Origin of the sequence: Rhodoplanes tepidamans, assembly GCF_030813915.1 — a bacterium.
GTDB classification, from domain to species: Bacteria; Pseudomonadota; Alphaproteobacteria; order Rhizobiales; family Xanthobacteraceae; genus Rhodoplanes; species Rhodoplanes tepidamans.
The window spans coordinates 38462-61453 of sequence record NZ_JAUSUJ010000025.1; the positions used below are offsets into that span (position 1 = coordinate 38462).

Genomic DNA, 22992 nt, shown 5'->3' on the forward strand with positions numbered 1-22992 from the left:
CTCGTGCTCGTGACGGCGGCCCGGGGGACGCCGTCCGTGTCGTCGTGATGATCCGGGGGACCGCCTCGGCGCCACCCCGCCTCGCGAGCGAGCAAGCGCCGTGCCGAAACGACCTCGTATCCCGCGGCCGTTCGCGGTCGCTTCAGCGCGTCGTCTCGGCGATGCGGATGTCGCGGGCGGCGAGCCGCGCCGCCTCGGCCTCGGCGCGCAGCCGCGCCAGCTCCGCGGGCGAGAGCAGGGCCGGATTGGCGTAGTCGCGTTTCCAGGTCGGATCGTCGCTCCACCGCAGCGGCGAGACGACGGTGGTGCGCGGGCCCGTCGCGGACGCCAGCAGGTCGAGCGCGAGGTCGAGGGTGAGGCGCTGCGACTCCGGATCGTGCGGCTTGCCGGCGGCGTTGCCGAGCGGAAAATCGCTGAACACGAAGCGCGGCACGCCGCAGTGCTCGACGATGTCGCGGGCGCAGCCCATCACCACGGTGGGGATGCCGTTCTCCTCCAGGAGCCGCGCGGCGAGCGACAGGCTCTGGTGGCACACCGGGCAGTTGGCGACCAGCACGGCCGCGTCGACGCGGTCGGCGAAGCAGCGCTCGAACAGCTCGGGCGCGTCGACGTCGACGGTCTGGCGCTGGCTGCGGTTGGTGGGGAAGCCGTGGAAGCGCGGCGCGAGACGCAGCCTGCCCGCGGCGGCCGCCGCCCGCAGCAGCGGCAGCGGAAACCAGGTGCCGGAATCCTCCATGCTGGTGTGGCGCCGGTCGATGCCGACATGGGCGATGCGCAGGTCGGGGTCGACCGCGGTGTCGCCCGAATAGACCGTGTAGAACTTCGCCGCCGCATTGTAGGGCGCACCCGGCCCCTGCGGGCCCTTGTCGGGCTGGTACGGCGCCGCTGTCGTCACCAGCGCGACGCGCGACTGCGCCAGCGGCTGCATCAGCGGGGTGAACGGCACGTCGTCGTGACGGGCCCAGACATAGGGCGTGTCGTAGCCGAGTGCGAGGTAGTACGCGCGGGTGCGCGCCATGTAGGGGATCGGCGCGTCGGGGTCGTCGGTCCTCGTCGTCTCGTCCTGCATCGCCTCGCCTCGCAGTCGGCCGGCGCCGCGCGCGGGCGCCGACGCTACTGGGTCGTGCGGATTGTGCGCCGCCATTCGCTCGGCGCGCAACCCATCCGCTGGCGGAACATGTAGGTGAAGGCCGACGGCGTGCTGTAGCCGAGCTCCAGCGCGATCTCGGTGATGTTGTCGCTCGCCCCCAGGAGATCGATGGCGCGGAACACCCGCAGGCGATTGCGCCATTCACGGATGCCGATGCCGACCTCGCGCTCGAAGCGGCGGTGCAGCGTGCGCGGCGAGGCGCCGAGCTCGCGGCCCCACGCCTCGATGTCGCGGTCGTCGGACGGATTGTCGAACAGCTCCTGGCACATCTTCAGCAGCATGGGGCTGTGCGGCCAGGGCAGGTGGAAGCTCTCCTTGGGCAGCCGCACGAGCTGATCCAGGATCAGACGCTCCACCCGCTCGGAGTAGTCGCTCCGCTCGCCGGCCTTCTCCAGCTCGGACAGCTCGATGATCAGCGTGCGCATCAGCGGCGTCACCGAGAAGACGAATCCCTCGCGCGGCAGCTCGGCGGCGACGCTGTCGTCGATGTAGAGGCTGCGGAACTCCGAGTCCTGCAGGGCGCCGGTCATGTGCACGATGCCGGTCGGCACCCAGTAGGCCTGCTCGGGCGAGATCACGTACCAGGCGTTCTCGATCGCGGCGAACAGCGTGCCCGAGGTCGCGTAGACGAACTGATTCCACGTGTGCGAATGACGTGGGAACAGGTGGCGCTTCGGCAGATGCTGCGAGCGCAGCACGACGGGACGCTGGAGCCCGTGCAGCTCCGGCACGCTCAGGTGAATCCAGTCGTCGGTTCTGATGGTCATGGCGGCGTCGGCCAGATTGGCAGGTCGTCGATAGTTTTCGTCCTGATATCGAAGGCGCGCCGCTTCCTCAACGCTAACCTGACATGGTTCGCGCTACCACGTACCGGCCCGGCACCCGCCGGCCGGCTCCTCAGCAGGATCTCCGCGCATGTAGACCGGCGCTCTCACGACCACCGCGTTCTCCGTAACTCTCCTTATCCGGTGCGCGCCCGGCCTGAAACATCGGGCCTTTCGGCGACGCCGGTTCCGAACGGCGGCCTCCCGCAGGCGACCGCACCGCAGCAGACCGCAGCATTCCGCATGAGCCACCGAGCCACCACCTCCGGATCGACCCGCGACACGCGCGGATCAGCGATGCTCGACGCGCCGATCCGGCGCCGCCGCGCCCTGATCTTCGTCGTGATCGCGTTCACCTACGTGATCTCGTATTTCCATCGCGCCGCGCCCGTGGTGGTCGGACCCGTCATCGCGGGCGAGCTCGGCCTGAGCCCGTCCGAGCTCGGCCTGATGGCGTCGATGTACTTCTGGGCCTATGCCGCGACCGTGTTCCCGGCCGGCCTCCTGTCGGACGGCTGGGGCGCACGCAAGACCATGGCGGTGTTCGTGCTGATCGCGGCGCTCGCCGGCCTCGCCTTCGCGTACGGCCAGAGCACCGGCACGCTGGCGGCGAGCCGCTTCGTCATCGGGCTCGGCGTCAGCGTCGTCTACGTCGCGGCGCTGCGCATCTTCTCCGACTGGTACGGCCCGGACGAGCTCGCCACCTATTCGGGCCTGCTGCTCGCCTTCGGCAATGTCGGCGCGCTCCTGTCGACGGCGCCGCTCGCCGCCGCCATCGCGGCGATCGGCTGGCGCGACGTGTTCACGATGGTGGCGGCGCTGACCGCGTTCGCGGCGGTGATCTCCTGGGTGGTCGTGGTCGACACGCCGGCCCAGCTCGAGCGGCGCCGCATGCCGTCGTCGCCGCCGGCGCCGCCGCGCCCGGGTCCGTCGGGCCTCGCCATGCTGCGCGGCGCGATCGCCGAGGTGTTCTCCGAGCGTCGCATCTATCTGCTCGGCATCCTGGTCTTCTCGTTCTACGGCACCTTCATGGGCGTCGGCTCGCTGTGGGCCGGTCCCTATCTGCACACGGTCTACGGCCTCTCCAAGCAGGAGGCCGGCCACATCCTGATGCTGTTCCCGCTCGGCATGACGGTCGGCTGCCCGCTCGCCGGCTGGCTGTCCGACAAGGTGTTCGGCGCGCGCCGGCCGGTGCTGCTGTTCGGCGGCCTCCTGCACCTCGTCTCCTACGTGCCGCTGGTGTTCTTCACGGGCGACATGAACCCGTGGCTGCTCGGTGCCCTGTTCCTCTGGTACGGCCTCTCGGGCGGCGCCTTCGTGGTGTGCTTCGCCGCCTCCAAGGAGCTGTTCGACCCGCGCTACGCCGGCGCGGCGGTCGGTGCCGTCACCATGATGCTGCAGTGCGGCGGCGCCTTCTATCAGTACGTCATCGGCGTCGTCATCGGCCATCCCGCGCTGGTCGGCGCCGGTGCCGATCCGGTGGCGCTCTACTCCCGCGCCTTCGCGGTGCCGATGGTCGGCCTCGCGCTGTGCCTCGTCGTCTTCTCCCGCTTCCGCGAGGGCGGGACCGCCGCCGCGTCGCGAGACGCGTCCGGCCGTCCCGCTTCCGCCGCCGTGCCGGGGCTCGTCCCCGCCACGGCACCCCGCTCGAAACCCTGACCGGGCCGCCCGCGCGGCGGGCCGCCCACCCACAGACACCCTGACCAAGACGGAGGAAGAACCATGAAAATCGTCAGTGTCGACGTCATGCAGATGCCGAGCGGCAACGCCGGATCGTCGCGCGGAGACTGGTCGCCCGTGATCGTGCGGGTGAACACCGACGAGGGAATCAGCGGCTTCGGCGAGGTCGGCCTCGCCTACGGCAAGGGCTGGCGCGCCGGCTTCGGCATGGTGCAGGACTTCGCCGAGGTGATCATCGGCGAGGACCCGCTCAACATCGAGAAGATCTGGGAGACCATCTTCCGCAAGACCTTCTGGGGCATGGGCGGCGGCACCGTGGTCAACGCCGCGATCTCGGGCATCGACATCGCGCTCTGGGATCTCAAGGGCAAGGCCTTCAACATGCCGGTCTGGCAGCTGATGGGCGGCAAGACCAACGACGACCTGCGCACCTATGCGAGCCAGCTCCAGTTCAACTGGGGCCCGAAGATCGACAAGCAGGTGCTGATCACGCCGGAGGACTACGCCCAGGTGACCCGCGTCGCCATGGCCGACGGCTACGACGCGATCAAGGTCGACCCGATCATCTTCTCCGACCAGCCGGACGGCAAGGGCCCGTGGAAGATCACCGGGCCGCTGGAGAACCGGGTGATCCGCACCGTCTACGACCGGATGGCGGCGATGCGCGAGGCCGGCGGGCCGGATCTCGATATCATCCTGGAGCACCACGCCAACACCGACACGATCTCGGCGATCCAGATCGGCCAGGCGCTCGAGGATCTGCGGATCTTCTACTACGAGGAGCCCTGCCACCCGCTCAACTCGCGCTCGATGCTGGAGATCAAGAAGGCGGTGAAGATGCCGATCGCCGCCGGCGAGCGCATCTACACGCGCTGGGGCTACCGGCCGTTCCTCGAGGACCGCTCGATCGACGTGATCCAGCCGGATCTGTGCCTGTGCGGCGGCCTCACCGAGGCGAAGAAGATCTGCGACATGGCCAACACCTACGACTGCGCCGTGCAGATCCACGTCTGCGGCAGCCCGATCTCCAAGGCGGCGGCGCTGCAGATCGAGGCCGTGATCCCGAACTTCATCATCCACGAGCACCATCAGCGGGCGCTCAATCCGGAGAGCCGGGCGACCTGCCTGTACGACTACCAGCCGGTGAACGGCAAGTACAAGGTGCCGGACCTGCCGGGCATCGGCCAGGAGCCGACGCCGGAGACGATCGCCAAGTGCAACATCGTCACGGTGACGCGCTCCAAGAAGTACATGAGCTGACCTCGACGGACCCGCGGGTCCGCCGCACTCGAACCGCCGCCCGCCGGCACCCCGCCGTCCGATCCCTCCGGACGACGGGGCGCCGAGCGGAGCCCGACATCAGAAACGGAAAGGCTTCGTCATGTCGACGGCTGTCGCGATCGACCAGGCCGCCAAGCCGACGCACCAGCGTCACGTGCTGGCGGGAATCCTGCTGCTCGTCGTCTTCTTCTCCTACATCGACCGGGTCAACGTCTCGATCCTGGTCGTCGATCCCGAGTTCCTCGACTACTTCGGAATCACCGGCCAGGCGGTCCAGAAGGGTCTCCTGATGACCCTGTTCCTGGTCGCCTACGGGGTCGGCAACGTCGTGCTGGCGCCGATCGGCGACTTCCTCGGACCGCGCAAGGCGATGGCCCTGTCGGTCGTGCTGTGGGGCATCTCGCTGATCATCGGCGGGCTGGCGCCGACCTTCATGCTGATGCTGTTCTCGCGGGTCATCCTCGGCCTCGGCGAGGGCCTGCACTTCCCGATGCAGAGCAAGTACATCAAGGAGTGGTTCCGGCCCGACGAGCGCGGCAAGGCCAACGCCGTGTGGCAGACCGGCATGGCGATCGCGCCGGCCGTGGCGATGCCGCTGTTCACGGCGATCATCCATCTCACCGGCTGGCGGTCCAGCTTCTTCATCCTGGCGACGGCCGGCCTGATCCCGCTCGCGGCGATCTGGTTCTTCACCGCCGACAAGCCGCGCGACCACAAGCGCATCAACCAGCTGGAGATCGACCACATCGAGGCCGGCCTCGCGGCGGAGCGCGCCAAGGCGGCCGCCGTGCCGGCCGACGCCACCGACACGCTGTGGAGCAAGTTCAAGTCCTTCGCCAGCGACTATCAGTTCTGGCTGCTGGTCGTGTACTACGTCGTCCACACCTCGGTGATCTGGGGCGCGATGACCTGGGTGCCGAGCTACCTGAAGGAGGCGCGCGGCTTCTCCTGGGCCGCCATGGGCGCGCTCGCCTCGCTGCCGTGGATCCTCGGCGTCGTCACCAAGATCATCTCCGGCGTGCTGTGCGACAAGATGGGCCGGCGCGCGCCCGTGATCCTGTTCGCCATGATCGGCGTCGGCACCGGCATCTATTTCGGCGCCACCGCGGCCGACAACATGACGGCGGCGATCTTCCTCGCCTTCGGGGTCGGCTCGATCGGCCTCGGCGGCCCGGCGGCGTGGACCCTGATGCAGGACATCGTGCCGAGCCGCGGCATCTCGACGGCGGCCGGCATCATGAACGGGCTGGGCAACGGCTTCTCGTCGCTGGCTCCGGTGGCGATCGGCTTCCTGATCACGGTCACCGGCTCCTATGCGGGCGGCCTGTACTACCTGGTCGGCTGCGCCGCGGTGGGCGGGGTCGCCACCCTGATCCTGACGCTCAAGGGACGCTGACGCGCGCTTGCGCCGACCGTCGGGGCGCCGCCGTGCGATGGCGGCGGCGCGTCGTGGCGGCGCCTGGCGGAAGGCACGCCGCCGCGCGGCCCGGGCTCCGGCCCGGGCCGCTGGCGTTTCGGGGAGGGGCGATCAGGCGCCGAGGCGGAACAGCGGGCGCAGCTTCGCCCCGGCCCAGTTGCCGGGCAGGGCGGCGGCGATCCACAGCCAGCCGTGCAGGCTGCCGGAGGCGATGCCGGACACGTAGGCGCTGATGTTGCAGCCGGTCGCCATGATGGCGCCGAAGCCGAGCAGCAGCCCGCCCAGCACGGCGGCGGCGAGATGCGGCAGCGGCACCCGCAGCGCCGGGGCGAAGCGGCCGGCGAGCCCGGCGGCCAGCAGGGCCCCGACGATCAGGCCGAGATCCATCACCGTGGTGATGTCGGCGGCGAGCGGCCGCAGCAGCGCGTCGGCCCGGGTCGGCGCCTCCCAGAACGCCCAGAAGGTCGGGTCGTCGAGGCCGAGCCGGTCGACGGCGTGCGAGCCCCACAGCGCGAAGGCCTGGGTGATGCCCCACGGCCGTCCGGCGAGCAGCAGGGTCGCGAGCTCGAGCGCGGCGATCGCGAGCGCCGCCCAGGCGAACGGCCAGGGCCCGCGCCACAGCCGGCCGTGCCCGGCGCTGCCGCCGCCGAAGATCGGTTCGATGCCGCCGTGGCGGGCCCGCTCGGTGCGCGCCGCGATCCACCAGAGGAGGCCGAGGACGGCGAGCGTCCCGGCGAGCGCCGGGGCGAGGCCGAGCGTCTGCACGGCGCCGATCGGCGGCAGGCTCGGCAGCCCGTGCCAGTGCTCGTACGTGAAGGCCGCCAGCGTGGCGCCGGCGACGAAGCTCGCCAGCGTCGCCAGCATGCGGGTCGAGCCGCCGCCCGCCGTGTAGAGCGTGCCGGAGGCGCAGCCGCCGCCGAGCTGCATGCCGACGCCGAACAGGAAGGCGCCGAGCGCCACCTCGACCCCGGCCGGAAAGACGAAGCCGCGCACCGGCTGGCCGAGCACGCCGCCCGCCGCGAGCAGCGGATAGAACAGCAGCACGGCGGTGCCGAGCAGCAGCAGCTGGGCCCGCACATGGGCGCTGCGCCGCTCGGCGAACAGCACCCGGAAGCCGTGGGTGAAGCCGAAGGCGGCGTGATAGAGCGCGATCCCGAGCAGCGCCCCGACGATCCACAGGGCGGCGATGCGGCCGCCCGAGACGGTCGCCAGCCCGGCGGCGCCGAGCGCCAGCGCCGTGCCGGCGGCGCCGACCACCAGCGGCTGGAGCCGGCGCGCGGCGTCAGGGCGGGGCGGCGCAGCGGCGCGGGAGGCGGCCGGGTGCGTCGGCGTGAGGGCGGCGTCGAGCCGGGTGTCGGCGGTCAGGGACATGCCCGGGAGTTGGCGGCGGACCCGCCGGGCGGTCAATCGGCCGCGAAAAATAAGGAGAACGACGTCCTCCGGCCGGTCGGCGGAGCAAAGTCGTTGTCGCCGGAGCGCCGGCCCGGAGAAGACGCTTCCCCGGCGATCTGCACGCCCCGGTGGGACGCGGCGGTCTCCTCGCGTCCTTGCGGTTCGCGGAGCCGTGCACGGCCGCGCCGGCAGACCCGCAAAGCGACGATTCAATGATCCAGGTCAAAGTGGAGTCCCCCCGGTTTTCCTAGACCCCTGACCGGGCGCTCCGCTCGCTTCGCGGGCGCGTGCGGCGTGATGCGCTACGGGCGGTCGATGAGATTTTCTCACGACCGCCCGTTCCGTTTTCGGGGGGCGAGGCCGGGAGAGGTGGGCGCCGGCCGGCGGTCGGGGCGGGGCCGGACACCCCCCGAAACGAAACCGCCCCCGGAGGGGCGTCGCCGACCCGGGCCGGGGGCAGATCATCGTACGCCGCCGAAGATCGGTCGGGCGTATGGATCTCCAGGATACGCCTGAAGGAGCTATGGGCCACCCGCACGAATCCGGATGGATGTTGTTGCGGTGCAAATGAAAACGCCCGGATTACGCAGCATCTGAGAAAGCGAGATCGGCTTGCCGCGCGGCTGCCCCCGCCTATTCTGGCGCGGCTGCCCTCCGGCGCGGTGCCGGACGGCGCGCCGCCGCGAGGACCCCCCGCATGGACGAACCGATCTTCGACATCGCCCATCTCGGCCATGTCGAGCTCCTCACCGACAAGCCGGACGAGAGCCTCGACTTCTTCACCCGCGTGCTCGGCCTCTCCGAGAGCGGCCGCGAGGGCGAGAGCGTCTTCCTGCGCGCCTTCGACGACTACGAGTTCCACAGCCTCAAGCTGACCGCGGCGCCGACCACCGGCATGCGCCATGTCGGCTACCGGGCGGCGAGCCCGCAGGCGCTGGCGCGCCGCGTCGCCGCGCTCGAGGCGATGGGGGCGGGGCTCGGCTGGACCGACGGCGATCTCGGCCACGGCCCGGCCTACCGGTTCGCCGACCCGGACGGCCACGCGTTCGAGATCTATTACGAGACGCGCCGCTACGTGCCCCCGGCCGGCGAGGCGCCGGCGCTGAAGAATCAGGCCCAGCGGGTGCCGAACCGGGCGATCGCGCCGCGCCGGCTCGACCACCTCAACCTGCTGGCGACCGACGTCGGCGCCATCCGCGCGTTCCTGCCGCGGGCGCTCGGCAGCCGCGTCACCGAGCAGATCGTGCTCGACGACGGCACGGTCGGCGGCTGCTGGTTCACGGTCAACAACAAGTCCTACGACGTCGCCTATACGCGCGACATGACCGGCACGCGCGGGCGCTTCCATCACGTCACCTTCGCGGTCGACCAGCGCGAGCACATCCTGCAGGCCGCCGACGTGTTCCTGGAGAACGGCGTCCACATCGAGACCGGCCCGCACAAGCACGCCGTCCAGCAGACCTTCTTCCTCTATGTCTGGGAGCCGGCCGGCAACCGCGTCGAGCTCGCCAATGCCGGCGCCCGGCTGATCCTGGCGCCCGACTGGGAGCCGGTGACCTGGACCCAGACCGAGCGCCTGAAGGGCCAGGCCTGGGGCCTGAAGACCATCGAGAGCTTCCACACCCACGGCACCCCGCCGGTCGGGTGAGTTTTCACGCGGAACTGCGCTTCCTTTTTCCTCTCCCCGCGGGCGGGGAGAGGTGAAGAGGCGCCTGCTTCGCTGATGCCTTGTCCGGGGCACGCGGTCGTGAATCGCGCCCCGTGACTCACGACCCCGTGCGCCGCCGCCCGGCCGGCGGCCAGGCCGGGGCTTCGGCCTCGTCGGCCGGGAGGGGCGGCAGCGTGTCGAGGCGCGGCGCGTCGGCGAAGGTGGCCGGCTCGCGCGGGGTGCGGTCGATGCGCACGTCGAAAATGTCGAAGCGGTTGTAGTAGCCGACCACGTCGTGGAACTGCTTGGGCTCGACGCACGCCGCGACGTCCACCTCCGCATAGACGATCGACTCGCCGTCGCTCGGGCCGACCGCGACCGGGGTGCCGGTCGGATCGAGGATCATCGAGACGCTGCGCGGCGCCTGGGCGATCACGTCGCGCGCCGCCGTGTCGTCGCCGCACACCGTGTCGATCAGCGCCGCGTCGGCGAAGCCGGACGACACCACGTTGAACACCTTCGCCTCGAAGGAGTGCGCGCCGGCGCGGATCTCGATGGCGCGCCGCAGATCGTAGGCGCCGGGCGCGCCGTCGGGCCGGGTCGGCCACAGCGGCGGATAGGTCGAGACGTGCACCTGCTCGCCCTCCGCCATCAGGGCGTAGCGCGACAGCGGGTTGGTGTTCTCGCCGCAGATCAGCATGCCGAGGCGGCCGATCGCGGTCGGCGTCACCCGCAGGCCGCGGGCGTCGCCGTTCGCCCAGACGAGCTTCTCGTAATAGGTCGGCACCAGCTTGCGGTGCAGGTTCAGCACGGCGCCGTCCGGGCCGATCAGCAGGTTGGCGTTCCACAGGCAGCCGACGCTCGCGTCAGTGCCCTCGGTGATGCCGATCGACACGTGGACGCCGTGGCGGCGCGCCGCGCTGCGCACCCGCGCGATCTCGGGCCCGTCGAGCCGCACCGCCTCGCCGGCGAGCCGCCGGAACAGGTCGTGGCCGAGGATCGGCGCGCGCAGCGCCGCCCACACCGGAAAGCCCGGCAGGAAGCTCTCCGGGAAGGCGACCAGGCTCGCGCCGTGGCCGGCGGCCTCGGCGATCAGCGCCGCCGCCTTGTCGGCGCTCGCGGCGCTGTCGAGATAGACCGACGCGGCGTGGCAGGCGGCGGCCTTGAAGCGGGGATAGGCGAGGCTCATCGGGCGATCTCCGGGCGGCGCGATCGGGTGCTCTTCGGCGGGCGTGGCGTCTGCGGCGCCGGCGTGCTCGCCGCCCACAGGGCGTCGAACAGCTGGCGCTGCAGGGCGGCGAACTCGGGGCTCTCGATCGTCATGCCGAAGTTCTCGCGGCGCGACGAGATGATGGCGACCTTCTCGTCGTACACGTAGGTCGTCATGGTCGAGACGAAGCTCTCGGGCGCGAAGCGCAGCTCGCGCAGCTCCTCGGCGCTGTCCATCCAGTTGGCGTGGATGTCGGCCGAGCGGGCGCGCACCACCCGCAGCGACACGCCCGCCGCGATGCGGCGCCGCACCAGACCGTCCATCCAGTCGCGCCCCGGCGCTTCGTAGAGGTCCCGCATCGACAGGATGCCGACCAGCTGCTTGCTGCGGCAGGCGAGCGTCTCCTCCAGCACCGTCTCGATGCCGTCGGTCCCCTCGTAGAAGCGCACCCGCGGCTTAGCCGACGAGCCGACATGCAGCGACTGCAGCTCCGGCAGGATGCCGGCGAGCCGGCGGCGGCGGTCGTCGAACAGCGCGATCAGCCGCTCGGGACCGACGGCGGCGACGCGCAGCACCTTGCCGGGCCCCTCGTGGGTGGTGACGAGCCCCTCGTCGAGCAGGCGGGCCAGCACGTCGTAGGCGTTGGTGCGGCTGATGCCGGCCTTCTCGGCGATGTCGCGGATCGGCATCTCGCCCAGCTCCAGCGCAGCGAGATAGAAGCGCGCCTCGGTTTCCGGGATGCCGAGCTCGGCGAGCGTGCGGGCGAGGGTCATGGCGGTGCGGTCCTTCGCCGGCGGGTCGTCGCGCCGGCGTCGGGCGCACCTTAGCCGACCTGTCGGAAAAGATCGACAGTCGAGCAGCGGAGACAACAAACTTTGTGCATCACGCTCGATTAAACGCCAATCTGCGAGATTCCGTCGCGTGTCGATACGGGCCGACTTGACAATGAATGCCAAGCGTCCCGAAGATCGCGGCCGGCTGAACGCGGCGGCGCCCCCCGGCGCCCGGGAGACACGGCTTGAGCGACGTCGTCCTGGCTCTGGCGATCAACGGACTGGTGTGGGGCCTGATCATCGCCCTGATCGCGCTCGGCCTGTCGATCATCTTCGGGCTGCTCGACATCATCAACGTCGCGCATGGCGACCTGTTCATGGTCGGCACGGTCGGCGGCCTCGCCGTCACGGTGGCGACCGGCTCGTTCTGGCTGGCCCTGGTGCTGGTCCCGGTGCTCGGCTTCGTGCTCGGGCTGGTGCTGGAGCGGGTCGTGATCAGGCCGACCATCCGGCAGGCGGCGCTCACCATCGTCACCACCTTCGGCCTGTCGATGATGCTGCAGGAGGCGGTGCGGGCGACCTACGGGGCGCAGCCGCGCCGCATGGCGCCGCCGATCGAGGGCACGGTTCCGCTGTTCGGAATCGACTACGACGTCTACCGCATCGCCGCCGCGCTGTTCGCCGCGCTGGCGCTGGCCGGCTTCTTCCTGTTCCTGCAGCGCACCAAGCTCGGCACCTGGATCCGCGCGGTGCGCCACGATCCCGAGACCGCCACGGCGCTCGGCATCCCGGTCGCCCGCATCTGCGGCATCACGTTCGCGCTCGGCACCGCCATGGCGGCGCTCGGCGGCGTCATCGCGGCGCCGATCACCACGGTCGAGTTCCGCACCGGCGTCGACATCCTGCCGTTCTGCTTCATGGCCGTCGTCATCGGCGGGCTCGGCAACCTGCAGGGCACGGTGGCGGCGGCCGTGCTGCTCGCCGTGATGGAGGGCGTGGTGACCAGCGTCTCCGACCCCACCGTCGCCCGCATCGTCTCGCTCGCCGTGATGAGCGGTGTCCTGCTGTTCCGGCCGCACGGCCTGTTCGCGGGAGCGACCCGATGAGCGGCGGCGCGGCCGCCTGGATCGGGCGCGGCGGCCTCGCGCTGCTCGGCGCCGCGCTTCTCGCCGTGCCGTTCGTCCTGCCGGAGCTCGGCTACGGGTTCTGGGTCAACATCGTCACCGAGATCCTGATCTGGTCGCTGCTCGCCGCCAGCGTCAACCTGCTGTTCGGCTATGTCGGGCTCCTCTCCTTCGGGCAGGCGCTGTTCTTCGGCTTCGGCATGTACGGCGCGACGCTCGCCGTGATCCACTGGGAGGCCGGCTTCTGGACCGGGCTCCTGGCCGGCACGCTCGCCGCGACCGCCATGGCAGCGGTGGCCGGCGCGCTCGCGGTGCGGCTCACCTGGCACTACTTCGCCATCATCACCGTGGTGTTCTCGCTGATCTTCTACTTCGCGGCGATGAGCAACAAGACGCTGACCGGCGGCGACGACGGCCTGTCCTTCTCGGCCCCGGCCGTCTTCGACATGGCGGGCGTCACGGTCACGCTCGCCGATCCGCTCGCCCAGTACTTTTCCGTGCTCGGCGTGGTGGCGGCCTGCTACGCCATCATGGGCGTGGTGGTGAGGAGCCCGCTCGGCCTCGCCTTCGCGGCGGTGCGCGAGAACGACCGCCGCGCCCGGCTGATCGGCATCGACGTCTACCGCACCCGGCTCGTCGCCTTCGTGCTGGCCGGCGCGCTCGCCGGCGTCTCCGGCGCGCTGTTCGCCTTCTTCGGCCGCTACGCGTCGGCCTCCTACATGGTCTATCACGTCTCCGGCGAGGCGGTGGTGTGGGCGATCGTCGGCGGCATCGGCACGCTGCTCGGGCCGCTGTTCGGCACCGCGCTGCTGATCGTGTTCCGCGAGCTCGTCTCGACCGTGTGGGAGAACTACCTGTTCGCGGTCGGCGGCCTCACCGTGCTGGTGGTGATGTTCGCGCCGCTCGGCCTCGCCGGCCTGTGGCGCGGCGCGCTCGGGCGCCTGACGGCGCCGCGCGCGGCGCCTGCGGAAGCCCCCGCCGACCCTGTCGCGCCGTCCGCCGATGCGCGCGCCGTCCCGGGAGGCCGCTGATGGAGCCGGCGATCGCGCTGGAGACGCGCGGCCTCACCAAGCGGTTCGGCGGCCTCGTCGCGGTCGACGGCGTGTCGTTCAGCCTGCGCTCCGGCCGCGTCAACGCCATCATCGGCCCCAACGGCGCCGGCAAGACGACGCTGTTCAACCTGGTCACCGGCGAGCTGCGCCCCGACGACGGCGAGGTGCTGGCCGCCGGCGTGCCGATCACCGGGCTGCCGCCCCACCGGATCGTCCGCGAGGGCGTGTCGCGGACGCTGCAGATCAAGAGCGTGTTCGGCGGCCTCACGGTCGCCGACAACGTGCGGGCCGCCGTGATGGCGCACCAGGGCATCCGCTCGGCGTTTCGCCCCGCGGCGTCGTACCGCGCCGTCGGCGAACGGGTCGATGCGCTGATCGACGAGGTCGGGCTCGCCCGGCATCGCGACCGCAAGGCCTCGGCGCTCTCCTACGGCGACGTCGCGCTGCTCGAGCTGGCGCTGGCGCTCGCCGCCGAGCCGAAGCTCCTGCTGCTCGACGAGCCGGTCTGCGGCATGGGCCCGGAGGAGACCGAGCGGGCGGTGGCGCGCATCCGCGCGGTGGCGAGCAAGGTCGACGTCGTCATCATCGAGCACGACATGGAGGTGGTGTTCTCGCTCGCCTCGCACATCGTGGTGATGGCCTCCGGCGCCATCCTGGCCGAGGGCACGCCGGACGAGATCAGCCGCGACCCGCGCGTCCAGGAGGCCTATCTGGGCGCCCCGGAGGACGACGAATGACACGGCGGGCGGCGGGCCATGGCTCTCGTCATTCCGGGACGGCGCGCAGCGCCGGACCCGGAATCCAGCCGCGAATTCGGTGCCCGTGGCTGGATTCCGGGTTCGCGGCTCCGCCGCGCCCCGGAATGACCGGGACTGTGCGACACGACGCGAGGCTCCCATGCTGAGCGTCGCCGGCCTCACGGCGGACATCGGCCGCATCCCGGTGCTCAAGGGCGTGTCGATCTCGGTCGCGCCGGGCGAGACGGTGGCGCTTCTCGGCCGCAACGGGGTCGGCAAGACCTCGACGCTGCGCGCCGTGCTCGGGCTGCTGCGCCGGACCGGCGGCAGCGTGAGCTATCAGGGCCAGGATCTCGGCGGCCTCGCACCGCACCGGCTCGCCGCGCTCGGGCTCGGCTACGTGCCACAGGGGCGCGGCATCTTCCCGCTGCTCACCGTCGAGGACAATCTCTGCCTCGGGCTGAAGGGCAAGCCGCCGGCCGACCTGTTCGCCGAGCTCTACGAGCGCTTCCCGCGGCTGGCCGAGCGCCGCCGCCAGGCCGCCGGCACGCTGTCGGGCGGCGAGCAGCAGATCCTCGCCATCGCCCGCTGCCTGATCATGCGGCCGAGCCTGATCATGCTGGACGAGCCGACCGAGGGCATCATGCCCAAGCTCGTCTCGCAGATCCGCACCGAGATCGCCGCCATCGCCAAGCGCGGCATCGCCGTGCTGATCGTCGAGCAGAATCTCCGCACGGCGCTGAGGCTCGCCGATCGCGTCTATCTGATGGAGCGCGGCCAGGTCGTCCACGAGGCGACCCCGGCGGCGCTGCGCGAGACCCCCGACACCGTCCACCGCTATCTCGGTGTCGCCCTCTAGCCAGAAAGGATCTTTGGCATGACGACGGAGCGCAGGCCGGACAGGGCGACGAGCGCAGATGTCGCGACGGGATCGGACGCGGCGCACCCGTCGCGCCGCAGCTTCCTGCAGACGGCGCTGGCGGGCGGCGCGCTCGCCGGGACGGCCTATGTGGCGCTCGGCCGCGACATGTCGGCCTTCGCCCAGGCGGGCGGGCCGATCGTCATCGGCCAGCACTGCGAGCTGACCGGCGGCTTCGCCTCGTGGGGCTACTGGCACAACAAGTGCGGCGCCGCCGCCGTCAAGCTGATCAACGAGATGGGCGGCATCGCCGGCCGCAAGGTCGAGCTGGTCACCGAGGACACCGAGTCGAACCCGGCGACCGGCACCCGGAAGCTGCGCTCGCTGATCCAACGCAACGGCGCCTCCTTCGTGGTCGGCTCGGTGCATTCCGGCGTGATGCTCGCCGCCATCCCGGTCGCGACCGAGCTGAAGACCGTCTACTTCTCCTCCGGCGAGGCGACCGAGGCGACCGGCGAGAAGGGCACCCGCTACTCGTTCCGCACCGGTACCGACACCTACGGGCTCGCCGCCGCCGGCGCGCCCTGGGCGTTCAAGAACCTCGGCAAGCGCTGGACCATCATCTCGCCCGACTACGCCTGGGGCCACAGCCACTACAAGGAGCACAAGGCGGTGGTCGAGAAGCTCGGCGGCCACGTCAACGATCCGATCTTCGTGCCGCTCGACGCCAAGGATCTGGTGCCGTATCTCACCAAGATCCCGCAGGATACCGAGGTGCTGTTCTCGGTGTTCTTCGGCGCGCTGTCGGTCGCCTTCTACACCCAGGCGAAGTCGATGGGCCTGGAGAAGACCATGCGGATGTACTCGGTCTCCGGCACCATCGAGGCGATCGCGCCGGCGGATCTGAAGGGCGCCGCCGAGGGCGTCTACATCGTCGAGAATTTTCCGCGCATGGCGAAGTACAAGGACGACGGCTTCCACCGCGACTACCTGAAGGCGATCGGCACCGACGACGTGCACGGCCGCGAGACCGGCTCCGAGCGCGTCAACGCCAAGAGCCACTCCTGGCAGAACTGGGAGAACATGTTCGCCCTCAAGCAGGCCATCGAGGCGTCCGGCTGGAAGACCAAGAAGGACGACAAGGGCGTCATCGAGGCGCTGGAAGGGATGCAGATGGCGAACGCGCTCGGCCATCCCCAGGGCGCCAAGACGCTCCGCAAGGAGGACCACTCCGGCATCATCGACTGCTACATCAGCCGGGTGGAGAACGACGAGCTGCAGGTCAAGACAAAGGTGGCGAAGGAAGACCTCGCCGCCATGATGCCGGTGCGCTTCGACCTGTCGAAGCAGGCGGTGTGAGGACGTTTTTGGTTGGTCGGTTCGGTCGAGAGAAACCAGCCTCAGAGCAAGAACCGCCCCCCACCCCCGACCCCTCCCCGCCATTCGCAACGGCGAATGGGGGGAGGGGAGAGGAGGGGGACGACTCGACGTGATCGCGCACGGCGCTGCGGCTCCCCTCCCCCCGCTCGCGAAGCGAGTGGCGGGGAGGGGGCGGGGGTGGGGGGAGGCCCCGAACGCCGACGCTCGTCATCTGGATCCGAAGTGAACAGCGGCTCGATTCGACGCGAGCCGGTCGCTTACCGCCGCACCTGCTTCACGTCGCGGACGGCGCCGCGGGAGGCGCTGGTGGTGAAGGCGGCGTAGGCCTGCAGGGCGGCCGAGACCTTGCGGTCGCGCGTCGCCGGCTGCCAGGCCTTGTCGCCCTTCGCCTCCATGGCGGCGCGGCGGCGGGCGAGCTCCTCGTCGCTCACGGCGAGATGGATTTTGCGGTTCGGGATGTCGATCTCGATCGCGTCGCCGTCCTCGACCAGGCCGATGGCGCCGCCCTCGGCCGCCTCGGGCGAGACGTGGCCGATCGAGAGGCCCGAGCTGCCGCCCGAGAAGCGGCCGTCGGTGACCAGCGCGCACACCTTGCCGAGGCCTTTCGACTTCAGGTAGCTGGTCGGATACAGCATCTCCTGCATGCCGGGGCCGCCGCGCGGGCCCTCGTAGCGGACCAGCACCACGTCGCCGGGCTTCACGGCGCCGCCCAGGATCCCCTCCACGGCGGCGTCCTGGCTCTCGAACACCCGGGCCTTGCCCGTGAAGGTGAGGATCGAGGCGTCGACGCCCGCCGTCTTCACGATGCAGCCGTCCTCGGCGATGTTGCCGTACAGCACCGCGAGGCCGCCGTCCTTGGAGAAGGCGTTCTCGGCGCTGCGGATCACGCCCGCCTTGCGGTCGAGATCGAGGTCGTCCCAGCGCCGGTCCTGGCTGAACGCCGCGATCGACGGCACGCCGCCCGGCGCGGCGCGGAACAGCGTCTGCACGGTCTCGGAATTGGTGCGGGCGACGTCCCAGCGGTCGAGCGCCTCGGCCAGCGTCTTGGTGTGCACGGTGCCGACCGAGCCGTCGATCAGCCCGGCGCGGTCGAGCTCGCCCAGGATCGCCATCACGCCGCCGGCCCGGTGCACGTCCTCGACATGCACGTCGGCGACCGAGGGCGCGACCTTGCACAGCACCGGCACGCGGCGCGACAGCTTGTCGATGTCCTGCATGGTGAACGGCACCTCGCCCTCCTGGGCGGCGGCGAGCAGGTGCAGCACCGTGTTGGTCGAGCCGCCCATGGCGATGTCGAGCGCCATGGCGTTGGCGAAGGCCTGGAAGGTGGCGACCGAGCGCGGCAGCACCGACGCGTCGTCCTGCTCGTAGTACCGGTGGCACAGGTCGACGATCAGGTGACCGGCCTCGACGAACAGGCGCTGGCGGTCGGCATGGGTGGCGAGCAGGGTGCCGTTGCCGGGCAGAGAGAGACCCAGCGCCTCGGTGAGGCAGTTCATCGAGTTGGCCGTGAACATGCCGGAGCAGGAGCCGCAGGTCGGGCAGGCGGAGCGCTCCATCGCGGCGACGTCGGCGTCGCTCTGGCGGTCGTCGGCCGCCATGATCATCGCGTCGATCAGGTCGACGGCCTTGGTCTTGCCGCCGAGCACCACCTTGCCGGCCTCCATCGGCCCGCCGGAGACGAACACGGCCGGGATGTTCAGCCGCAGCGCCGCCATCAGCATGCCGGGCGTGATCTTGTCGCAGTTGGAGATGCACACCATGGCATCGGCGCAGTGCGCGTTGACCATGTACTCGACGCTGTCGGCGATGATCTCGCGCGACGGCAGGCTGTAGAGCATGCCGTCGTGGCCCATGGCGATGCCGTCGTCGACCGCGATGGTGTCGAACTCCTTGGCGACGCCGCCGGCCTTCTCGATCTCGCGGGCGACGAGCTGGCCGAGGTCCTTCAGATGGACATGGCCGGGCACGAACTGGGTGAACGAGTTGACCACCGCGATGATCGGCTTGCCGAAGTCGGCGTCCTTCATGCCGGTCGCCCGCCACAGGCCGCGGGCGCCTGCCATGTTGCGGCCGTGCGTGGTCGTGCGGGAGCGGTACTGCGGCATGTCGGACCTCGGGCGTTCTGGTGGTTTTTTCGGCCGGCCGGATGCCGGCGGTGCGGATTGGAGGCGTTCTAGCGCGTCGGCCGGCGGGTGGAAACCCGCTCGCCACGCGGCGCCGATGTCGCAGGACGGCTTACCAGATCCCCGGGACGAGGCGCCAGCGCACCTCGCCCTGATAGGCCGTGTAGCCGGGCAGGTGCGTGGCGAGGAAGCGCTCCTCGGCGACGATGCGGGCCATCACGGAGGGCACCATGGCGGCGGCCGGGATGAAGGCCCACCAGGAGGCGAGCGCCAGCGGTCCGAACAGGAAGAGAAACAGGGCGCTGGCATACATCGGGTGGCGCACCACCGCGTAGGGGCCGGTCGACACCACGGTCTGGCCCTCGCTCACCTGCACGGTGCCGAACGTCCAGGTGTTCTCGCGGAACACGAGAAAGCACAGCGCATAGCCGGCGACGATGCCGAGATTGCCGACCCAGACGAGCACGGTCGGCATGGTCGACCAGCCGAACCGCCAGTCGAGCCCGGGGACGACCATCAGGCCGATGCCGATCACCGACGCGGCGGCCTGGATGAGCTTCTGGGTGGGCTGCCGCTCGGCCGCGGCGCCGACCTCCAGCCGCCGCTCCAGCAGCGCCGGGTCGGCATAGAGGAGCCAGATGGCGATCACGCCGGCCGAGCCGAGCGACGAGACGAGAAAGAGCCAGCCCGGCCAGTAGCCGAGCGATCCCGCCGGCACCATCACCAGCAGGGTCATCATCGCGGAAAGGCGCAGAAAGCCGAAGGCGGTGCGGCGGGCGAGACTGGTCATGCGGGCCGCACCATACGACGGGGCAGGGGGACGGGGAACCTCGGGTGATCACCCTCGCTAGTCCGACCGTGGGTGCGCTCTACACGAATGAAGCGTGATCTACAGCAGCGAAACGAGGCTGCTGACGGCGGATTTGTACCGATTAAGTGGGTCAGCGTTAACCTGGGTGTCAATCCCATGGATATTGTATTTCTTGATCTTTATTTTCCCAAGCGGTAGTCCGTGGTGCGAGGAGACGACGGAAACGGCGTGCGCATCAGGTATGTCGAGAAATGCGTCAGTTGCTCCAGGTAGTGAGAAGTTGGCCGGAATTTGCTTTCGCAACTCCCCGACGCGATCTTTTATTTCTGTATACATTGCGCCGAATGCCTTTGATGCCTTCTTATCATATTGGGTGCTTCTATTTAGCGGCACGACGTGAATCGATGGAAGCGACATTCCAGCGGTTTTGGCTCTTGAGGCGAAGTTGACGCCAGTATAGGCTTTTGGAACGCCTAATCCAAAAAGTAGCTGCCCAACATTATCGATGGCGCGAGCGGACGACCCGTCGGCTGTGCAGGGAATAACAAGTCGTGTCGATGCGAGTAGGGCGATTTCAGTATACGCCGCAAAGCTGGGGTTGCAATCAATAAAAAACACGGCCTCTGGGTGCTGGGTTGTTATGGCTGAAATCAAATCTAAAACCCAGGAGTGAACGTTGGCCCAGGCGTTGGCTGGAAGGGTTTGGGCGGCAATTTGATTTATCGCTTGTGCTTGAAGTTCGAGCGACGGATCTCCCGCAACTAAAAATAGATTCTCTGGAAGATTTTTGTTGAATGTATGCGCTGCAGTTAAGAAGCTTAGTTCCGTCCCTGTCTTTGCGTGAGGAGATGTAATCCGCTGATCAAAATACCCGCCAATAGTCTGGCGTGGGGAGGCCTTCAGTAGACTCGAAAGATTCTCTGCTCCCGTTCCGTTTCCTCCGAGTAGAATTTCGCTGACATTAGCTTGCGGACACATGTCAATTACAACGACGGTTTTATCCTTGTGCACGGAGGCGTATTCTGCGGCGATTACGAACGTAACAAATGTTTTTCCAACTCCTCCTTTGTTGTTCCAAACAGCATATTTCGGAAGTGGATTGTTCATTGGTCTCTCCTATCGGCAATGCGTGGATGCAAATATACGGCGTGACCGCTGGGTTTAGCAACTAGGGTCAGCAGTAAGAGATTTGGCCGCAGCCGTGCTGCCTACTTCCCCTCCAGGGTGAACACCGGCTCCCAGTCCGGGCCGGGGGGCGCCGCCGCCAGCTCGCGGGCGCGCTTCTCGAACAGGGCGGCGGGCGGGTCGCCGGCGGCGATCCGTCCGAACGCCTCGGCGGCGCCCGAAAAGTCGCGGGCCCGGAAGCGGGCGAGGCCGTCGGCGTAGACGGCGGCGCGGGCCGCCGCCTCGGGCGGCACCCGGCCGGCCTCGGCGATCGGCTCCAGGATGCGGACCGGCCGGGTGCGGCCCCGGACCCTGATGGCGTCGAGCTCGCGCCAGGCGAAGGCATCGCCGGTGCGCGAGACGGTCTCCTCCGACGCCATGATCGAGGTCCCGAAATACTTGTTGGCCCCTTCGAGCCGCGAGGCGAGGTTCACGGCGTCGCTCATCACCGTGTAGTTGAAGCGCCGGCGCGACCCGATATTGCCGACCAGCGCCTCGCCGGAGTTCAGCCCGATGCGGTGGGCGAGATGATGCCCCTGGAACGCCGCCGTCTCGTTGAGGACGGCGAGCCGCTCGCGGCAGCGCAGCGCCGCCCGCACGGCGTTGCGGGCGTGGTCGGGATCGTTCGCCGGGGCGCCGAACACGGCGACGATCGAGTCGCCGATATACTTGTCGACATAGCCGCCGCAGCCCTCGACGATGTCGGTCATCTCCGACAGATAGGCGTTCATCCAGGCGACCAGCGCGGCCGGCGTCATCGTCTCGGCGATCGACGAGAAGCCGGCGATGTCGGAGAAGAACACCGTGACGTCGCGCATCTCGCCGCCGAGCGCCGGCGGCTCGTCGGCCTCCAGCATGCGGTCGATCACCTGGGGCGAGAGGTAGAGCGCGAAGCTCCTGCGCAGGAACCGCTCCTCGCGGTCGGCGGCGACCAGGCGCCAGCCGATGGTGCCGGCCGTGGCGGTGAGCGCCGCCAGCGTCGGGCCGACCAGCGGCAGCACCAGCCCGTGCTGGAGCGCGACCGTGCCGGCCGCCGTCCAGGCGGCGAGCAGGCCGAGCACCGCCAGCACGGCGAGGCCGGGACCGAGCAGCATGGCCCCCAGCGCCGCGAGGCCGGCGGCGGCGAGCGCCGTCGCCGTGGTGCCGAGCCGGCCGAGCTCGTGCGGCACGGTGCGGCGCAGGAGGTCGTTGACCGCGGTGGCGTGGATGTAGACGCCCGCGATCGACGAGCGGGCCGGCGGCGGCTCGGCCGGCGCGGCGGGCAGGGGCAGGGCGCAGCGCGCCCCGCGGGCCGCCTCGACCCCGGTGGCGAAGCGCTTGGAGGTGACCTTGCGGTCCTCGATGTCGAACAGGGTGCCGAACAGCACCACCTTGCCGCCGAAGGTCCGGCGGAAGAAGTCGGCGTCGCCGGTCTCGGCGCAGGCGCGCAGGTCGGCGAACGAGTAGGTCGGCACGGCGTCGGCGCCGCCCTCGAAGCCGAGCGTCTGGGTGCCCGGCACGGCGCTCGGCACCCGCCAGCCGGCCAGCACCGTGGTGCCGTCCGGCTCGCGCACCGGGGCGGTGCCGAGCGCCCGGGCGGCGAGCTCCAGCGCCATCGACGGCAGCGGCCGGCCGCCGACCGAGAACCACAGCGGCAGCCGGCGCACCACGTCGTCGGGGTCGGCATGGGTGTTGAGGGCGCGGATATTCTTCTGCTGGCCGACCGCGATGCGCTGGCCGGCGGCCGGGCGCACCGGCCGGTCCTGGTGCAGCACCTCGCCGAGCACGACCTTGTCGCTCTTCGCGGCGCTGGCGAGCGCGCGCAGGAAATCGCGGTCGAAGCCGCGCAGCCGGGTGCCGAGCGGCTCCTCGCCAAACGGGATTTCCGACTGCTCGATCGACGACGGGAAGACGATGTCGAAGCCGACCACGGCGGCGCCGCCGTCGACCACGGCGGTCAGCACGCGGCCGATCTCGCGCGTCCAGGTGAGGCTCGGGGAGCCGGCGAAGGGCGGGGTGCGGAACGTCTCCTCGTCGATGGCGACGACAACGGCCGGCGCGCTCGCCGGATCGTGGCGCAGCCCGAAGGCCTGCCAGCGCAGCGCGGTGAGGATGTCGAGCGACACCCCGGCGAAGCGGTCGAGCGCCGGCGAGGCGAAGACGACCCCGCACACCAGCACGACCACCGCGACGGCCCCGAGGTCGCGCTTGCGATAGCGTCTCATCGCGGCACCCGGCCGGCCTGTCGCGCTTCGTTCGCGCCGGGGGGCGCCGCATGCTCGTCATTCCGGGGCGCCGCGCAGCGGCGAGCCCGGAATTCAGCCGAGACCCGGGAGCACGTCGCTGGATTCCGGGTTCGCGCCTTCGGCGCGCCCCGGAATGACG

Annotated in this window: 18 protein-coding genes; 9 read left to right on the forward strand and 9 right to left on the reverse strand. The window is 70.2% G+C overall.

The features are described from left to right. Positions 1-142: 142 nt before the first annotated feature. Together J2S22_RS24430 and J2S22_RS24435 are read right to left on the reverse strand one after the other, a co-directional pair. On the reverse strand, positions 143-1069 hold the full coding sequence (locus J2S22_RS24430) for a glycine reductase (RefSeq protein WP_272778387.1): 927 nt from the start codon (positions 1067-1069) through the stop codon (positions 143-145). Positions 1070-1113: 44 nt separating this feature from the next. Further along, the gene (locus tag J2S22_RS24435) at positions 1114-1917 is read right to left on the reverse strand and encodes an AraC family transcriptional regulator (RefSeq protein ID WP_272778388.1); all 804 of its coding nucleotides are present in this window, start codon (positions 1915-1917) and stop codon (positions 1114-1116) included. A gap of 300 nt (positions 1918-2217) precedes the next feature. Here J2S22_RS24435 and J2S22_RS24440 point away from each other — a divergent pair, with 300 nt between their 5' ends. The 3 genes from J2S22_RS24440 to J2S22_RS24450 all read left to right on the forward strand — a co-directional run bounded on the left by J2S22_RS24440 (position 2218) and on the right by J2S22_RS24450 (position 6331). Beyond that, positions 2218-3633, forward strand: a complete 1416-nt coding sequence (locus tag J2S22_RS24440) for an MFS transporter (RefSeq protein WP_272778389.1) — start codon at positions 2218-2220, stop codon at positions 3631-3633. 63 nt (positions 3634-3696) lie between these two features. Further along, positions 3697-4914 carry a mandelate racemase/muconate lactonizing enzyme family protein gene (locus J2S22_RS24445; RefSeq protein ID WP_272778390.1) on the forward strand — a complete coding sequence of 406 codons (1218 nt, stop codon included), beginning with the start codon at positions 3697-3699 and terminating at the stop codon, positions 4912-4914. Between the two features lie 121 nt (positions 4915-5035). Continuing rightward, entirely contained in the window at positions 5036-6331 is a 1296-nt protein-coding gene (locus J2S22_RS24450) for an MFS transporter (protein WP_272778391.1), read from the forward strand. A gap of 132 nt (positions 6332-6463) precedes the next feature. On the opposite strand, the gene J2S22_RS24455 is transcribed toward J2S22_RS24450, so the two are convergent. Beyond that, positions 6464-7723 (reverse strand): YeeE/YedE thiosulfate transporter family protein, encoded by a 1260-nt coding sequence (locus J2S22_RS24455; RefSeq protein ID WP_272778392.1) that lies wholly within the window; start codon positions 7721-7723, stop codon positions 6464-6466. Positions 7724-8441: 718 nt separating this feature from the next. Between J2S22_RS24455 and J2S22_RS24460 the strand changes: the two genes are divergently transcribed. Further along, the gene (locus J2S22_RS24460; protein ID WP_272778393.1) at positions 8442-9392 is read left to right on the forward strand and encodes a VOC family protein; all 951 of its coding nucleotides are present in this window, start codon (positions 8442-8444) and stop codon (positions 9390-9392) included. Positions 9393-9510: 118 nt separating this feature from the next. Here J2S22_RS24460 and J2S22_RS24465 read toward each other — a convergent pair whose 3' ends face one another. Both J2S22_RS24465 and J2S22_RS24470 read right to left on the reverse strand, forming a co-directional pair. After that, positions 9511-10581: a carbon-nitrogen hydrolase family protein gene (locus J2S22_RS24465; RefSeq protein ID WP_272778394.1), complete on the reverse strand. Its 1071-nt coding sequence runs from the start codon at positions 10579-10581 to the stop codon at positions 9511-9513. Then, positions 10578-11375 (reverse strand): TrmB family transcriptional regulator, encoded by a 798-nt coding sequence (locus tag J2S22_RS24470; protein WP_272778395.1) that lies wholly within the window; start codon positions 11373-11375, stop codon positions 10578-10580. Before J2S22_RS24470 ends, J2S22_RS24465 begins: the two co-directional genes overlap by 4 nt. Positions 11376-11620: 245 nt before the next feature. On the opposite strand from J2S22_RS24470, the gene J2S22_RS24475 reads away from it, so the two are divergent. From J2S22_RS24475 to J2S22_RS24495, 5 genes are all read left to right on the forward strand, one after another. After that, positions 11621-12481 carry a branched-chain amino acid ABC transporter permease gene (locus J2S22_RS24475; protein ID WP_272778396.1) on the forward strand — a complete coding sequence of 287 codons (861 nt, stop codon included), beginning with the start codon at positions 11621-11623 and terminating at the stop codon, positions 12479-12481. Continuing rightward, positions 12478-13530 (forward strand): branched-chain amino acid ABC transporter permease, encoded by a 1053-nt coding sequence (locus J2S22_RS24480; RefSeq protein WP_272778397.1) that lies wholly within the window; start codon positions 12478-12480, stop codon positions 13528-13530. The genes J2S22_RS24475 and J2S22_RS24480 overlap by 4 nt, the downstream gene beginning before the upstream one ends. Continuing rightward, positions 13530-14288, forward strand: coding sequence for an ABC transporter ATP-binding protein (locus J2S22_RS24485; protein WP_272778398.1), 759 nt, complete (start codon positions 13530-13532; stop codon positions 14286-14288). The genes J2S22_RS24480 and J2S22_RS24485 overlap by 1 nt, the downstream gene beginning before the upstream one ends. Positions 14289-14448: 160 nt before the next feature. Continuing rightward, complete coding sequence (locus tag J2S22_RS24490; RefSeq protein WP_272778399.1) at positions 14449-15147, forward strand: ABC transporter ATP-binding protein; 699 nt, start codon at positions 14449-14451, stop codon at positions 15145-15147. Between the two features lie 18 nt (positions 15148-15165). Further along, on the forward strand, positions 15166-16506 hold the full coding sequence (locus J2S22_RS24495; RefSeq protein ID WP_272778400.1) for an ABC transporter substrate-binding protein: 1341 nt from the start codon (positions 15166-15168) through the stop codon (positions 16504-16506). Between the two features lie 278 nt (positions 16507-16784). On the opposite strand, the gene ilvD is transcribed toward J2S22_RS24495, so the two are convergent. The 4 genes from ilvD to J2S22_RS24515 all read right to left on the reverse strand — a co-directional run bounded on the left by ilvD (position 16785) and on the right by J2S22_RS24515 (position 22832). Next, positions 16785-18635: a dihydroxy-acid dehydratase gene (gene ilvD / locus J2S22_RS24500; RefSeq protein WP_272778401.1), complete on the reverse strand. Its 1851-nt coding sequence runs from the start codon at positions 18633-18635 to the stop codon at positions 16785-16787. A gap of 130 nt (positions 18636-18765) precedes the next feature. Next, entirely contained in the window at positions 18766-19443 is a 678-nt protein-coding gene (locus tag J2S22_RS24505) for a methyltransferase family protein (protein WP_272778402.1), read from the reverse strand. 99 nt (positions 19444-19542) lie between these two features. Next, entirely contained in the window at positions 19543-20571 is a 1029-nt protein-coding gene (locus J2S22_RS24510) for a ParA family protein (RefSeq protein ID WP_272778403.1), read from the reverse strand. Positions 20572-20672: 101 nt separating this feature from the next. After that, positions 20673-22832 (reverse strand): adenylate/guanylate cyclase domain-containing protein, encoded by a 2160-nt coding sequence (locus J2S22_RS24515; protein WP_272778404.1) that lies wholly within the window; start codon positions 22830-22832, stop codon positions 20673-20675. Positions 22833-22992: the final 160 nt, after the last annotated feature.